We start from the raw sequence: 16,031 nt of genomic DNA on the forward strand, positions 1-16,031 counted from the left end.
GAGAAGATGGAAAAAAGAGAATTAACCTGTATCGGCTGCCCTCTGGGCTGCGCTCTGACAGTGAGCCTGGAAGCGGGAAAAGTCATTTCTGTTGAGGGATACACCTGCAAACGCGGCCATGACTACGGCGAAAAAGAATGTACAAATCCGATGCGGACTGTAACCAGCAGCGTTCCGGTAAAGAACGGCGTCATCCCCATGGTCTCTGTTAAAACCGCAGCGGACATTCCCAAAGGAAAGATCCTGGAATGTATGGAAGCAATCCACACCGCCACCGTCCGGGCTCCGGTCCACCTCGGGGATATCATCCTGGCAGATATCGCCGGGACAGGCGTGGATCTGGTTGCGACGAAGACGGTAGGAAGAAGATAGGAAAGATAACCGGTTTACTCTTCTTTTGTATGAAAAGAACGGTCAGAAAGTGCTTTCTGGCGGTAAAGCGAAGGAGAGAGACCGGTTTTCTTTTTGAAGGCCATAGAAAAGTATTGTTCTGAGAGATACCCGCAATAGTAGGCAATATCAGCACAGGAAAAATCAGAGTTCGTTAAAAAATAACGGGCTCTTTTCAATTTCAGATCTGTGAGATATTCCTGAATGGTGACGCCTGTGATCTCTTTGAAAATGCGATAAAGATACGTGCGTTCCAGACCGACAGCATCGGAAATGCTTTGCACGGAAATATTCTTAAAATAAGAATTTTCAATCAGAGAAACCGCCTGGCTTACGTAATATTCTTTTCTGGTTAACGGTTTGATGTTCTGGTTGTATTGCATCAGTCTGGAACAAAGAGCATAAAACTGCCCAAGAGCAAAATAGCTGTCGGAAATAGACGCTGTGTTTAAGTCAACGAGAGGTTTTATGATATTGGCAAGCTCTGTTGTCGAATCATAATGAAGGATAGGAAGCTGGTAAGTAATATTACACAACTGCATGATTTCCAGAGCATCCGTTCCATCAAAACCAACCCAATAGTAGACCCATGGATCCTGGGGATCAGACTGATAGCAGATGGGAACATGAGGAAAGAGAACGAAACAGTCATTTTTTTGCAGATGATAGGTCTGTTCACGCAGCTGATAAGTTCCTTTGCCGGATACAATGATATGCAGGACAAAATGGTCAACTGCCTTTTGCGTAGAATAATGTCCATGCAGAGTTTCATGGTAACCGCAGTCCAGAATCGTGATAGTTTCCTTTGTGGATGGATTGGAACGGAAATAACTGATTTTTTTAACAGTCATGAGAACTCCTTTCAAACAAAATTCCAACGTAGCTGTTATGCAGACTTCCATTGGATCATAGAACAACAAAATATGAAATAGTAACAACAAAATTCTCTTTTCATTTTACCAGAATATGGTATAAATAACAATATGGAAAGATAAAACAGACGGAGAAATACATCAAAAGTAACGAAGGAAAAATAGAAAAAAGATAAACAAAAGAAAAAACATACAAAAAAGAGCTATATTTTCTAAATACAAACAAAATGTTTATGACAACATTTTATGTAATTTCTCTGAAACTTTTCAATTATAAAATAACGGATGAGGTGACAGACATGAAAATTACTTATTATGGGACATCAGCTGCGGAAGCCTGGCCGGCATTATTTTGTGAATGTGAGGCATGCAGGCTTGCAAGAAAGTATGGAGGGAAGAATGTAAGAACCAGAAGCCAGGCACTGATCGATGATACATTGCTGCTGGATTTTCCACCGGATACCAATTACCATGCACAGGTGTTGGGACTCAATCTCAGGAAAGTCCGGACGCTATTACTTACGCACAGCCATCACGATCATTTCTTTCCGGCAGATCTTGGATTGAGAGCTGACCAGTATGCAGAAGGTCTTACAGAGGAAAAACTTACCGTATATGGAAATGAAACAGTTATAAGTATGTGTGAGGATGCAAAGCGGGTCTACAGGGATCCGGAACAATATATTACGTTCCATGAGATCCAGCCGTTTGAAACATTTGAAACGCCGGATGGTTATCAGGTGACGACTCTTCTGGCAGATCATAACCCATCGGAGAAGTCCATGATGTATCTGATCCAAAGAGAAGGAAAACAGATCTTATATGCCCATGATACAGGAATCTTCCCCGAAAGCACCTGGAAATTTCTGGAAGGAAAATATCTGGATCTGGCAAGTCTTGACTGTACGGCACTGAGCAGGGACTGGAGACAGGGGCATATGGGTTTTCAGGCAGTTGATGAAGTCCGCGACCGTCTGAAAAAAATGGGATGCATCGATGAGAAAACAACACTGGTGTTGAACCATATGGCCCATTACGGAGACTTTACGCATGAGAAAATCTGTGCGCTGGAGAATCCGAAAGGCTATGAGGTTGCCTATGACGGCTGTTCTTTTGAAGTATAACTGCCAGTTACGTTGGGCTTTATCAAATTGAAGATACGGATGGAAAAATTTATACACTGATAACCACCGGCTCCTGCCTTGGAACAGCAGTTAATATGAATGTCTGTGAGGCAGCAGGCGAGATCAGCACACTGCCTTCTGAGACTACAAAATCTTATGGTATGCAGATGATGGAAGAAATGGAATCCCATTTCCCGAATGTATTCTACGATAACCTCTGGGATCGTAAATATATGCCGTCCGGTATGTGGAATGTATTCCAGGTTGCTGCCGGTATGTTCTGTGAAGATCAGTCCGATGACAGCAAGCAGGAGATCATCGATTACCTGAAAGAAAACCATACAGATCTTTACGAGGCTGCTCAGGAATCATAAAGACAGGAAGGGAGCTGGAAGACAGCTCCCTTTTTTAAGTTTACCAGCAGCGAGGATGACAGAAGATGGAGAAAAAAGAAAAAGGATCTTGTTATCACTAAGCATACCGGCCTTCCTTTTGACTGTGATCTTTATGATCGTTCCCCTTGGAAATGCGCTGAGGGTATCTTTTTTTTAGAAGCAGGGAGGTGGAGTACTGATGGCAGATCTCTGGAAAGGTATGAAAAACTCCTTTGTTTATGTTGTGGAAGTCTGTATTTTGGAAATCGTATTAGGAGGTCTTGCCGCTTACGGGCTTGCACGGGCCGGCGGAAAAATTTCCAATGCATTCCGTACCGTGAACATCTGTATCATGATGAAAAGGATGAAAGAGTGAAGAGTATGAAATATCAGTGGAAAAAAGGAATGTCACTTAGTTTTTTTCAGAATGAGAAAAGAGAATCGATCGGAGTTGATCCGGAGATCTTAAGAGAAGTCGGGGAACATGGTTTTGACTGTGTGGAACTGTCTTTTTCTCATGATGAATATTTCTATAAATATCGTTTTACAGAAGAAGAAAATGCAGAAAAACTGGCTTCTTACTGTAAGGAGTCGGGGCTTGAAATCTGGAGCATCCATCTTCCGTTCTCAGAAAAATGGGATCTGTCCAATGATGATGCGAAAGAAGCACTGGCTGATGACCGGAAGCTGATAGAAGCTGCAGAAGAAGCCGGAATCCGCGTAGCAGTGATCCATCCGAGCTTTGAACCCATTCCGGAAGCAGACAGGGCAAAGAGAATAGAAAATGCGAAAAAGAATCTGAAACTTCTGAATCAGACGGCAAAAGAGCATGGAATTGTGCTTGCGCTGGAAAATCTTCCGCGGACCTGTCTTGGCAATCATTCCGAGGAGATGATCGAACTTCTGAAAGCCACAGGAACCTCCTTTATTTTTGATACGAATCATTCTCTGGATGAGGATAATGTGGAATTCTTGAGAAATATGATCGCCCATGGCTATTGTCCGGTTTCGCTTCATATTTCTGACTATGATTTTATCGATGAGAGACATGATCTGCCGGGGCATGGGATCAACCAGTGGGGAAAATTACTGGATCTGTTGGAAAACGCAGGTTACAGTGGCCCTGCTTTATATGAGATCCGTCATGTGGTATCGGAAGAACGGATTATTTCTTTTGATGAAGTAACTGAAAATATCAACAGCCTTCTGAATGGAGACATAAAATAAAATTAAGAGGCAGGAGGAACAGGAAATGTATGATGTTACTGATCATTGGCGGGGGTGTGACCGGATCAGCGATCGCAAGAGAGCTTTCCCGCTATGATTTGAAGACTGCATTGTTTGAAAAAGGAGAGGACGTCTGTTCCGGCACCTCCAAGGCAAACAGCGGCATCGCCCATGCCGGTTTTGATGCAGCTCCCGGCAGCTGGAAGGCCAAAATGAACATCCGCGGAAGCCGGATGCTGGAGGAGCTTTCCAGAAAGCTGGACTTTCCTTATAAGAGGAACGGTTCCCTGGTGCTTTGTTTTGATGAAAAGGACCGCCCCATCTGGAAAAAAAAGTCCTTTCTGTTGAGGGATACACCTGCAAACGCGGCTATGACTACGGCGAAAAAGAATGTACAAATCCGATGCGGACTGTAACCAGCAGCGTTCCGGTAAAGAACGGCGTCATCCCCATGGTCTCTGTTAAAACCGCAGCTGACATTCCCAAAGGAAAGATCCTGGAATGTATGGAAGCGATCCACACCGCCGCCGTCCAGGCTCCGGTCCACCTCGGAGATATCATCCTGGCAGACATCGCCGGGACAGGCGTGGATCTGGTTGCGACGAAAACGGTAGGAAGAAGATAAAAAGAAAAAATGGCTGTTCCGGATTTAAGGGAGTAGCCATTTTTCTTTACGGTTTCAATCGCACAATTTGCTGTATGTTTTTTTGATTTGCCTTTGTTACGGCATAGTGGGTTAATGCTAAATATTCTTGCTGATTTTCGCCATATATCTCCTTAAAGTGGTAGGTTAATGGTGATTTTACACTATGTTCAGCGATAAGCATATATTTTAGAAACATTATAGAGAGAATCTGTCAAGAAGCACATCTCCAATGGAAAAATCCGGTTCTCTATGCTAAAGTAAAGCTGTCGGAACCATTTTATCGATAAAGCATTTATTAAGTATAAGAGAATCTGCCGGTTTAACAACGGCAGATAAAAGGAGAGTAGCATGACAGTATTTTTCGGTCTTATGATACCGTTTCTTGGTACCACTCTGGGTGCAGCCTGTGTATTCTTTCTGAAAAATGCGTTGGGGACAAAAGTTCAGAAAGCACTTCTTGGTTTTGCCTCCGGAGTTATGGTGGCAGCTTCTGTCTGGTCCCTGCTGATCCCAGCTATGGATCTGTCTGCTTCCATGGGAAGACTGGCCTTTGTCCCGGCCTGCGGAGGGCTGTTGGCCGGCATGGCTTTTCTGCTTCTTATGGATCGGGTGATCCCGCATCTTCACATGGGAGCAGAGAAGGCGGAAGGACCCAGCTGTTCGCTAAAAAAAAGTACCATGCTGGTACTGGCAGTCACTCTTCATAACATTCCGGAAGGTATGGCGGTTGGTGTGGTTTTTGCCGGCATGCTGGCAGAAAATGCGCATATCACCACGGCTGCGGCTTTTGCCCTCGCCATTGGTATTGCCATTCAGAACTTCCCGGAAGGAGCCATCATTTCCCTTCCGCTGAAAGCGGAGAATGATATGAGCAGAGGAAAAGCCTTTCTAGGAGGAATGCTTTCCGGTGTGGTGGAGCCCATTGCAGCTTTCCTTACGATCCTGCTTTCAGACCTTCTCACACCGGTCCTGCCCTGGTTTCTTTCCTTTGCTGCCGGAGCCATGCTTTATGTAGTCGTCGAAGAACTGATTCCGGAAGCCAGTGAAGGTGAACACAGCAATGTCGGTACCATCGGTTTTGCCATAGGCTTCGTATTGATGATGCTGCTCGATGTGACCTTGGGGTAAATTATCCTTTGTTTTAACTGTGGATGCAGCAGGAGCATTTAATATCCTGCGGAAATATCTTTCCGTATCCGGAAAGGAAAAAGAACTGTCCGTAACCGGACTAAAAAATCCAGAAATAATAAAAGTAGCTGTATAGCCGAACGGTAAGCAGTATTGGTGTCATGGACGAACCCTGAAAAAGGGCGGTATCCCGCCAGATTTCAGATGCTCTGGTCACTTAGTTGCCGAGTAGTTCACAAATGCAAAGGCGTACGGTGGATGGGTTGACGGCAAGTTTTTAGAGATATCACTGAAAGCTATCCCAGCGAATTTAATAGACATTTTTGGGAAAGCGTGATGGGAAATATGCAAAGGAGGGCGGCTCAAAATCGCGAGTCCACCGCCCTCCTTTGCACTTCTCCCAGCGGTCTCGCCTTAGAAAACAGGCAATGTATCACTTCGATTTCGTTGACTCTAATTGGCTTTTTTTGGTTTTCAGGTAATGTATCACTTCGATTTCGTTGACTCTAATTGGCTTTTTTTAGTTTTCAGGCAATGTATCGCTCTGATTTCGTTGACTCTAATTGGCTTTTTTTGGTTTTCAGGCAATGTATCACTTCGATTTCGTTGACTCTATTTGGAATTTTGGGGTTTTCGGGCAATGTATCACTTCGATTTCGTTGACTCTAATTGGCTTTTTTTAGTTTTCAGGCAATGTATCACTTCGATTTGATTGACTCTAATTGGATTTTTAAGATTTTCAGGCAATTGACGCCTCTATTTTTGCTTACTTATTTCGGTATTTTACGATATGCAGTCAATTCAGGCTTATATTTAGCTATCTCTGATATTTTGATCGTTTCATTTTGTGCCATTTATTAAATAATTGGCTCGTGAACTAACTCCTACTCGTCATTTTATGTATCCCTATCACAAACAGAAGAAACATTAAGAAAAGATAACATTGTCGGTGCGGAACCTGAAACCTCAGTGCATTATAATGTCGGAAAAGAAGTAAGAACTGCGATTGAAAAGATTGGAGGAACTATGCCAGAAGATTTGCCAATGCTGGAAAAAAGTATACAGCAGATAGAAAAAGAACAGATGCAGAATCAGCATTCTCATACCTCATAAAAAAACCTGAATGCCCATCATGCAACAGAAAATTGCGATGAGAATCATTCAGGTTTTTAAAACGTTATTTCTGCTCTGCTTTTTCTTTGGGAAGAATGATGTTGAGCACGATCGCTACCAGGGCAGCAGGCACGATGCCGGAGCCGCCGAAGATCAGCTGTATAAACTGGGGCAGACCGGAGATCACGGCGCTGTTGGCACCAAGACCGTAACCAAGTCCCAGTGCAACGGAAACAATGGTGATGGAACGGGAGGTCATGGGCTCCTTTGTGATCAATTGGATTCCGCTGATGATGATGGAGGAAAACATCATGACGGCAGCACCGCCAAGGACACTCTGCGGCATGATGGAGATTAGGGCAGCCAGTTTCGGGAACAGGCCACAGAAGATCAGGAAAACGGCGCCAAAGCCAAGTGCTGTACGGTTTACAATCTTGGTCATGGTCACAAGACCAACGTTCTGGCTGAAGGAGGTATTCGGAAGAACACCGAAAATGGCAGCCAGAGAAGAACCAAAGCCATCGCAGGCAACACCGCCGGAAAGTTCTTTGTCCGTCGCCTCTCTTCCAAGTCCGCCCTCCATAACACCGGAGATATCACCTACAGTCTCTACTGCGGTAACAACGAACATGATCAGGATCGGAAGGATCGCACGGGCATCAAAGACCAGTTTTACAGGCATAAGCTTCGGAATAGCGAACCAGGAGGCATCAGCCACCTTGGACCAGTTCAGTACCCAGGCTTTTGTGTATTCCACGCCTTCGGCAGTTACTCCGGTGGTGGGAAGGAAAAGACTCATTGCTTCTGAAAGGATATAACCGAGAATGATGGCAAAAAGGATCGCGGAAGTACTCCAGATCCCTTTGCAGAAATGCTTCAGGGCAATGATCACGATCAGAACGATGAGACCGAGGAGCAGATTCTCCAGAGAACCATAATCGGAAGCTTTGCTTCCTCCGCCGAAGGACTGGATGCCGACGGAGATCAGGGAAAGACCGATGGAAAGAACAACGGTTCCGGTGACAAGGGGCGGGAAAAATCTGCGTAAGGGTTTCAGGCAGAAGCCAAGGAAACCTTCGAAAATACCGCCGATCAGAGAGGCTCCCATGATTGCACCATAGGTAAGGATACCACCACCCATGACATTGGCCACACTCTGGAAAACGCCGATAAAACCGGAACTGGTACCCATGATGATGGGGACTTTTCCACCGACGGGACCGATGGCAAAGAGCTGGACCAGAGTGACGATACCGGCAACGAGCATGGCATTCTGGAGCAGAGTGACCTGAAGGGCTGCCAGTTCTGCATCTCCGGATGTGGCAGAGATACCGCAGGCACCACAGATGATCAGGATCGGGGTCAGGTTGCCGACAAACATGGCAAGGACGTGCTGCAGACCAAGAGGAATGGCCTGACGGAGCGGGATCTTCCCATAGAATTCATAGGGGGAACCGCTTTTTGACTGAGATTGCTTCATTTTTTAAATTTCTCCTTCCTGGATAAAAGCTTGAGGGAAAAAACTTCCCTGCATTACTACAAGCTTCATTTCATACCCGGATTGCTGCGCAGCTACGCTGCTCTCGCAATCCTCAAAAACATTCGTAATCCGCTCATTTTTCTTTGAAAAATGGCTACTTACTCATGTTTTTGGCGGGTCAAGAGGTCAAAAAACCTCTTGCAAGCAAGCTTGCATCGGCTTTCTGACCTTTTGACTCTGGTATCATCATTATATAGAGCAATGAAAAAATCTGTCAATAGATGGAGAGAAAAAAATCTTCCTTGTGATATTCACAGTTTAAATTAAGTTAGAATTGGAGGTGGTTGAAAATAAAATCGTACGTGTAACAAAAAACACACGGAAAAATAATTGATAACAAGGTTGAATCATGATATTCTATTGGAATACAAGAATAAAAAGTATAAATGTTTAGAGAATTAAGAAGTGTTAATCTTTGTAGATTTGCGGGAGCTACTTTGTAGCAGAGCAACTCGTAGGCGTCAGTTGTGGGCAAAAGCCCTTGGATATAACCGGTTTGTAAGAGGAGAAAATGAAAATAATGAAAAAGAAACGATGGTGTTGGATCATGACAGGAACAGCAGTAATAATGTTTTGGGGATTTTTAATGCTATGCTGTGTAGGTGACAACGAAAATAAAGCAGAGAGGTACAGAGTGACAGCCATATTGCCTGCAAAAAGTAATGGTATTTACTGGAAAGAGGTTGTAGCAGGAATTGAGGAAGCGGCCGATGACATAGATGTAGATCTTAGTATTATTTATACAGAAGCATATAATAATTATCCTGCAATCGATTTAAATAGTGCATTGGAGATGACAATTTTGTATCAGGCAGATGCAGTGATTGTTTCTTATTCTAGAAATGCGAACGAGAGGACAGATGAACTGTTACGAGAAGCAAAAGAAAAAGGTATTAAAATAGTAATGATTGATAATGATGTGTCAGAAGAACTGAAAAATACCTGTGTGAGTATTGATAATGTAAAAGCGGGAAGTGAACTTGCCAGACTGGCACTAGAAGATACAGATAAGAGTGGTACGGCTTTGTTGATTTATTCTGTAGAAAATATGAGAATGAGTAATATGGAACTTCGCATGGAAGGTATTGAGCAGATGTTTGAAGAAGAAGGAAAGAAAAATCTGATATTGCTACCGATGGAAGAACAGAGCGATGTCCGTAAAGTGGAACTTCTAAGAAAGACGCTAGAACAGAATCCAAAAACGGATGTGATATTTACTTTGAGCGAAGGAAGCACAAAGAATGTAGTACAGTGTTTAAGTCAGGTAGAATTTGCAGATCAGATAGAAGTATTTGGTTTTGATTATACAGATGAAACAGCAGACCTACTGGAAAAAGGAAAAGTAAGTGTGTTAGTTGGTCAGGAACAGAAGCAGATGGGATATGAAAGTTTGAATACTGCTGTAAAACTGCAGAACGAAGAATGTGAACAGGTATTTATTGATTATCAGATTTATTCGAATCTTATGGGGGAAAACGAGGGTAATTGAGCTCTTTAGTATTTCAAGTGCAAAGAGTGCCAAGAGATACGAAGAAAAGATGATCATGGATGGCTGCCTAACAAAGTATAGGTATAGAGATGAACGGAGAAAAAATGGAAAAGAAAATAGCGTTTGCGATTGCAGAAGATGAGGCGATTGAACGTGAAGCGATGCAAAAGTTTATCAGAGAAACATTTCCGCAAGCAGATGTCATCTGGATGGCACAGGATGGAAGAGAAGCCCTGGAAAAGATCGAGAAGAAAGAACCGGATATTCTGATTATTGATATTGAAATGCCCGTGATGAATGGTTTGAGGTTGTGTGAGATATTGTATCAAAAGCAATTTAGCGGAGTAATGCTGATTCATACAGCTTATGCAAAATTTTCATATGCAAGAAAAGCAGTAACTTTGAATGTGTATGATTATATTCTCAAACCTGTGGATCCTGCCAATTTAAAAGAAACGCTGGAACGATGTATAGAAGAATGGAAGCGAAAAGAGGAAGCACGGAAGAAAAAAAGAGATATGGAGGAGTTGGTACGGGATGTCAGACAGTATGCGTTGTCCTTATTGGTGCTAGATACTGCAGATGCTCGTCAAATTGATCATTTCTTTCGGACAGTAAACTGGCCGGAAGATCAGAAACTTTCCACTTGGGTTTTAAAATTTACTTCTCTTACCGCTTTTAAGCCACTATGGATGAAGCATTTTGAAGAAAGTATCAGAATGCTACGGAAGGGAGGTTTTTTGATCTCGTCAGAATATATAGATGAAGGACATTGTCTGATGATCATGCAGCCAGAACAGAGAATGGATCCAGAGCAGTTATATACATTAATTTATGTGATAGCACATTTAGGAATGAAAGAAAGTAACCATATGGAAACAATAGCAGAAGGACCATGCGATAACTATGCAGAAATTGTGTGTGCTTGCCGCAAAGTGGTACGGGCATCGGATGGAAAAACTCTTGCTGGAAATATTCGGATGCCTGCAAGGACATGGCAGCTTTTAACCCGGAAAGAACTGGAAAAAATCAGCGGTCGTTTGAACCGTTATCTGAGAGACGGTACTTCGGATCAAGTTAGACGTTACTTAAAGCGTATACAAGAGAACTTTCCGGGAAGTGAGGAAAACGTATTCTGGGAATTGGTTCCGGTCCTTTTGGAAACAATGGAAGATATATGGCCGGAACAAAATTATTCGGAAAAATTTTGTGAGTTATTTTTGAAAAAACAGAAAATAGACATATGGCTGGATGAATTGATAAAGCCATTGGAAGCGGCACTTGGAACAAGGAATAGTGGCGCATTGGAGGACGTATTGGAGTGGATAAAGAAGAATCCGACAGAACACATTACTCTTTCAGAAGCTGCAGCTCGTATGGGAATGGATTCTTCTTATTTTAGCCGTTATTTTAAAAAGATAAAAGGGCAGAATTTCAGTGATATGCTGACAAGTATCCGGTTAAAGTATGCGGAAAAATTGCTACATGAAAACCCTGGTATTACATTAGGTGAATTAGCTTCTTCCTGTGGATTTTCCAGTAAAACTTATTTTTGTGAAGTATTTCGCAAGCGGAATGGAATGAGTGTGTCTCAATATTTGCAAGTTTTGCAAGAGGAGGAAGAAAGATGAAGGATAAGGTTTTGTTTTTTCATTCTTCTCGCTGTAAGTTGGTTTTGTTTTCCATCTGTCTGTTGGCTTATGGTGTGATGGTAGCGGTGCTTTTTGCAAGTAATGGACGTAGAGTGGCGGAAGATGTTGGAGTCATTACATCTTTGAGAGAAGATTATTACGGGGGATATTTTAGCATTGCTAGGACACATACAAATCTGAAAAATTATGTGGGTTATAAAAACGAAGATTATTTTCAACTGTATAAGGAGAGTAGTGAAGAACTTACAAAATTCATTACTTTATTGCAAAACGTACAGATTGGTCCCCAGTCAAATAATCTTGGGAGGCTTTGTCAATGCTATCTGGACGAGGCAGAATATATCGCAAAGTTGAAAGAACAGGCAAAAGCGTCGGATTCTGCAGCATTGGAAAGGATGGAAAAAGCAGACCATTTGTATTCATTAGTTCTCACATTTGCACCATATTCGATTAATGAGACAGAAGAATACATCTCTGCCCAGATTGTTTTGCAAAACGAAGTAGCTTCTGAAAAACAGAGACATATTCTGATATTATTGGCAGTTGTAACAGTGTTGTTAATTGGAATTGTAACGCTTTTTGTTAACTATTTTTTGGAACCATTGGAACGTCTGACAAAACTAGTGCGTGAAATATCAACGGAATCATGGAATATTTCAGAAGCACCAACATCCAGAAGAGATGAGATGGGGCTTTTATACCAGACATTTTATCAAATGATGAATAAAAATCGTATGCAGTATGATGAGTTGAAAAAGAAACAGCATCTGGAAATTCAACTTCAAAAGGAGCGTGAGAAAACAATACAGGCGGAAGCTATGATAGCTAAAACCAAATTGAAAGTGTTTCAGTCTCAGATTAATTCTCATTTTCTGTTTAATACATTGAATATGATCTCGCGGTTAGCTTATCTGGAGCATGCACCACAGGTGCAGAATGCATCTAATTTATTGGCACGTTTTTTAAGGGCTGTATTAAGTCAATTTAACCGGATCGTGACATTGGAAGAGGAATTTGAGATGACTGAAAATTATATTGAGATTCAAAAACTACGTTTTCAGGATCGAATTATATTTGAAGAGAATCTGGATCCGGATTTGGCAGACTTAAAAATTCCATCGGTAATATTGCAGCCACTGTTGGAAAATGCAATCGTGCATGGAGTAGGAAGCAAAAGTAAGGGATTTGTTTGTTATAGTGCTGTGCTTGAGGGGGAAGATGCGTTACTGACGGTATATGATGATGGAAACGGCCTTTCCAGAGAGCAACAAAAATCATTGATAGAACAATTATCAGAAGAGGACAGGGATCCAAAAGGGGATCATGGTATTGGATTGAGTAATGTTTATAGCAGACTTCAATTACTTTATCCCGGCAGAGTGGAGCCGGTACTTGAAAGTTGTGAGGGAGAGTTTGCTAGGATTGGCTTTAAAATTTTTGACATTTATCAGGAAAGCGTGTTAAAAGAAGCTGTGAAGTAGAAAGAAACATAGAAAAGTCAAAATGTTGAAATGTCGTCTGATTGAAGTTAGATGGCATTTTTTTTATTATAAATACAGATAGAAAAGAACCATTTATCAAATTAAAGGAGGTACATTATGAAGAGAAACAAAAACAAATGGATCGCAGGTGTTCTAACGGTGGCTGTGCTATGTATGGCGAGTACATCTATGGCAGCTCCAGAGCCAGAGGTGGAATACACATTGATGGCAGGGGCAGCAGAACGTGACATCACACCAACAGAAGAGAACGGAATGCTTCCCATTGCAGCAGTGGGGCGTACGACAGCGGAAGGGGTTATTGATGAACTTCACACGAGAGTGATTGCAGTCAATGATGGTGAGAAAACAGCGTTGATTGTTTCAAATGAAACCGGAAAAGGACCTTATGGACCGTTATTTGCACAGGAATTAAGTGATCATACAGGGGTACCCTTGGATGCAATTTTTTACACGGCAACTCACGCACATGCAACTCCGGAAATCACAGATGAGATTACAATGGATTATTTAAATTTTGATGAAAATTCAGAAGAAACAGATAACTTACAGAAATGGGGACGACTGGTATACGATCAACTGATGGATGCGGCAGATGAGGCATTGAAATCTATGGAACCTGTGAAAGTAGGTATTGGTTATTCAACCAGTGGTATTAATGTAAATAGAAATGCTCTTTATACGAAACCGGATGGAACCTATTATTGGGCACAGGGGTATAATTTTGATGGATTTTCAGATAAAAAATTGTCTGTAATCAGATTTACCAGCTTGGAAACGGGGAATCCGATAGCTTTTATTTTCAATTATGCGGTGCATGGTGTAATTATGTATGCAAATCAGGTACTGGATGGAGAGACTGGAATCTCAAGTGATATTGGCGGATATGTCTGCAATGCGCTGGAAAAACAGAATGAAGGAGCAGTAGCAATGTTCCTGATGGGCGCTGCTGGAGACCAAAATCCTATTTTCGGAAATGAATATTTCACTCCAAGTATTGAGACAGGAGAGAAGGAGACCGGTAATCAGGGATCTGAGAAGATTTTGGAGTGGCTTGGCAAAATTTTGTATTTTGACACAGTAGAAGCAATTAAAAATATTGATACTGAAACAGGAAATGCCAATATTAATTATGAGTATGGTGAAACTGTGATTCCTGCTTCTGATGGCGGAGACTATCCGGTAGCATTACAGGTACTTCGGATCGGAAAAATTGCGTTGGTAGGCTTTCCGGGAGAAATGTTTAATGAGATTGGAGTGAATGCTATTGAAGAGTCTCCATTAGAAGATACAATTTGGGTTAATCTCGTTTGGACAAGAGAAGGACAACAGACGGGATATCATTCTACAGATCTTATTACAGCAGAAGGTGGACAGGGACGAAATAAAAATTATTTGCCTGGATATTTGCAGGATGCAGTAACGAATTTGACTAAACAGTTGGTAGGAGAAAGCTTGGAACTGGCAGGAACTGCTTCGCAGCGGAGCAATTCGTAGGCACAAAAGACCTTTTGCCCCCAACATCATTTTTTAAGAGAAAGGAATGACAAAAACTATGAGTAAAAATAGAAAAAATAAACATTGGAAAAAGATGATCTCAGTAGGTATGGCAGCAGGTATGGCAGCACTCAGCAGTATGCCGGTATTTGCTGTATATAGTCCGGAGAATAACGGAGTTGGAAGTGAGGTACAGATTTATAATGAGTATGGTGCTCATATGGGATTAGATGAAGGAACAAAAAATGCAGATATTTCTGATATTTATAGTGAAACATACGCAGACGATTATCTGCATGCTGGAGCCTATATTATCTCAGATAGTCCGACAACAGATAAGGAATATGATCCAGGTGTGTATTATGAAACAGATAGCTTTACTTATGGAGATGGAATTTATGTTATAATTCAGGACGAAAAATCACCGGAAAAATTCTATACAATGATTAAGAGTACACAGAATCTTGCAATAGGAGAAGAATTTATCTGGAGAGAGGGAGATGTAGGCGGAAGACTTTTGGACGATAAATATACGTCTACGCATATGGCTGGAAATTATAAAGATTCGGGATATTCGTATGTTTCCTATGATACCAGTGGTGGTAAACTTGCTGCCCAGTCAGTAGAAAAAACGGAGGATGGAACTCCCATGGATGAGCAGGAGGAAGGATTTACTTATCTGTATCTGGTGTCTGAGACTGCTGCAGATTTTGTACAGAGAACAGCCAATGAAGAGTCTGGATATGAAGAAAAAGCACAGGCTTCAGAAAGAGCATATATGCCTGTAAACAATTCAAAGAGTGATGCTTCTCCGTTTAATAACTGGAGTAATCTGTTAGAGGATGATTCAAATGATTATAATGATAGAATTGCCAGAATAGGAGGACAGGAAGGAGATTCTAATACCAGACTATATTCTTATAGTGGTCAGAACGTAATTGTTGCTAAATTTGCAGTAGAAATAAAAGAGGGAGTCGGAGAATTGACCTGGGCAGAAGATACTGCATATAATGAAAATACAGATTATACCCAGACAGAAGGAACAATCACTGTAAAAGAAGGAGAGAGTAAAACTTTATATTTCCATACGCAATATACAAATACCTGGGGAAGAGATGGCTATAAAAATGTAGCAATCAGATATGCAGTAAATGATGAGAGTGTGATTTCTTATGTGGGACAGTCGGAGGAAGAAGATACGGAATCTTTTGTGCTGACCGGACTGAAAAAAGGAACTACGACTTTAACTGCTACTTTGGATTCAGAAGATGGAAAATATGCAGGTGGTGCTACGGTAATACTTACAGTAATAGTAGAATAAAGAAGTTGACATATTGAATCCTTAAAAAATACTGTTTTGAAATAAGATAAAACAGACAATGGGCGGAACTGTTATTTGACAGCACACCGGTTGTCTGTTTTATTTGTATATATATCTGCGGAAGAAAAAAATCTTCCTTCATCCCCTTGACTTTGCCGG

General features: G+C 41.8%; 14 protein-coding genes and 1 pseudogene. 13 read left to right on the forward strand and 2 right to left on the reverse strand.

Annotated features, from left to right (window positions below; genetic code table 11):
- The first annotated feature begins 6 nt into the window (after nt 1-6).
- Nucleotides 7-372, forward strand: coding sequence for a DUF1667 domain-containing protein (locus DXA57_RS09550; protein WP_117766975.1), 366 nt, complete (start codon nt 7-9; stop codon nt 370-372).
- Between the two features lie 14 nt (nt 373-386).
- Here DXA57_RS09550 and DXA57_RS09555 read toward each other — a convergent pair whose 3' ends face one another.
- Nucleotides 387-1,241, reverse strand: a complete 855-nt coding sequence (locus DXA57_RS09555; RefSeq protein WP_158571285.1) for an AraC family transcriptional regulator — start codon at nt 1,239-1,241, stop codon at nt 387-389.
- Between the two features lie 320 nt (nt 1,242-1,561).
- Between DXA57_RS09555 and DXA57_RS09560 the strand changes: the two genes are divergently transcribed.
- The 7 genes and pseudogenes from DXA57_RS09560 (at nt 1,562) to DXA57_RS09585 (ending at nt 5,761) form a co-directional block, all read left to right on the forward strand.
- Nucleotides 1,562-2,386: an MBL fold metallo-hydrolase gene (locus DXA57_RS09560; protein ID WP_158571286.1), complete on the forward strand. Its 825-nt coding sequence runs from the start codon at nt 1,562-1,564 to the stop codon at nt 2,384-2,386.
- Nucleotides 2,387-2,481: 95 nt separating this feature from the next.
- Complete coding sequence (locus tag DXA57_RS09565) at nt 2,482-2,760, forward strand: hypothetical protein (RefSeq protein ID WP_117766981.1); 279 nt, start codon at nt 2,482-2,484, stop codon at nt 2,758-2,760.
- A 199-nt stretch (nt 2,761-2,959) separates the two neighbouring features.
- The gene (locus DXA57_RS17195) at nt 2,960-3,136 is read left to right on the forward strand and encodes a hypothetical protein (protein ID WP_158571287.1); all 177 of its coding nucleotides are present in this window, start codon (nt 2,960-2,962) and stop codon (nt 3,134-3,136) included.
- Nucleotides 3,137-3,141: 5 nt separating this feature from the next.
- Nucleotides 3,142-3,987, forward strand: a complete 846-nt coding sequence (locus DXA57_RS09570; protein ID WP_117766983.1) for a sugar phosphate isomerase/epimerase family protein — start codon at nt 3,142-3,144, stop codon at nt 3,985-3,987.
- A gap of 29 nt (nt 3,988-4,016) precedes the next feature.
- Nucleotides 4,017-4,307, forward strand: a pseudogene (locus DXA57_RS09575) (NAD(P)/FAD-dependent oxidoreductase); the annotation flags it as partial.
- Between the two features lie 83 nt (nt 4,308-4,390).
- The gene (locus tag DXA57_RS09580; protein WP_117766987.1) at nt 4,391-4,612 is read left to right on the forward strand and encodes a DUF1667 domain-containing protein; all 222 of its coding nucleotides are present in this window, start codon (nt 4,391-4,393) and stop codon (nt 4,610-4,612) included.
- 369 nt (nt 4,613-4,981) lie between these two features.
- Nucleotides 4,982-5,761 (forward strand): ZIP family metal transporter, encoded by a 780-nt coding sequence (locus DXA57_RS09585; RefSeq protein ID WP_117766989.1) that lies wholly within the window; start codon nt 4,982-4,984, stop codon nt 5,759-5,761.
- Between the two features lie 1,177 nt (nt 5,762-6,938).
- Here DXA57_RS09585 and DXA57_RS09595 read toward each other — a convergent pair.
- A complete protein-coding gene (locus DXA57_RS09595; protein ID WP_117766991.1) occupies nt 6,939-8,354 on the reverse strand; it encodes a uracil-xanthine permease family protein in 1,416 nt (471 codons plus the stop codon).
- A 580-nt stretch (nt 8,355-8,934) separates the two neighbouring features.
- Between DXA57_RS09595 and DXA57_RS09600 the strand changes: the two genes are divergently transcribed.
- The 5 genes from DXA57_RS09600 to DXA57_RS09620 all read left to right on the forward strand — a co-directional run bounded on the left by DXA57_RS09600 (nt 8,935) and on the right by DXA57_RS09620 (nt 15,872).
- Nucleotides 8,935-9,903, forward strand: a complete 969-nt coding sequence (locus tag DXA57_RS09600) for a sugar ABC transporter substrate-binding protein (RefSeq protein ID WP_158571289.1) — start codon at nt 8,935-8,937, stop codon at nt 9,901-9,903.
- A gap of 104 nt (nt 9,904-10,007) precedes the next feature.
- Entirely contained in the window at nt 10,008-11,534 is a 1,527-nt protein-coding gene (locus DXA57_RS09605) for a response regulator transcription factor (protein WP_158571290.1), read from the forward strand.
- A complete protein-coding gene (locus tag DXA57_RS09610; protein ID WP_117766997.1) occupies nt 11,531-13,036 on the forward strand; it encodes a sensor histidine kinase in 1,506 nt (501 codons plus the stop codon). Before DXA57_RS09605 ends, DXA57_RS09610 begins: the two co-directional genes overlap by 4 nt.
- Before the next feature lie 117 nt (nt 13,037-13,153).
- Nucleotides 13,154-14,551, forward strand: coding sequence for a hypothetical protein (locus tag DXA57_RS09615; protein WP_117766999.1), 1,398 nt, complete (start codon nt 13,154-13,156; stop codon nt 14,549-14,551).
- A 46-nt stretch (nt 14,552-14,597) separates the two neighbouring features.
- A complete protein-coding gene (locus tag DXA57_RS09620; protein ID WP_147345680.1) occupies nt 14,598-15,872 on the forward strand; it encodes a hypothetical protein in 1,275 nt (424 codons plus the stop codon).
- Nucleotides 15,873-16,031 lie beyond the last annotated feature (159 nt).

The sequence above is a fragment of the Blautia sp. OF03-15BH genome (genome assembly GCF_003463065.1).
GTDB lineage: Bacteria > Bacillota > Clostridia > Lachnospirales > Lachnospiraceae > Limivivens.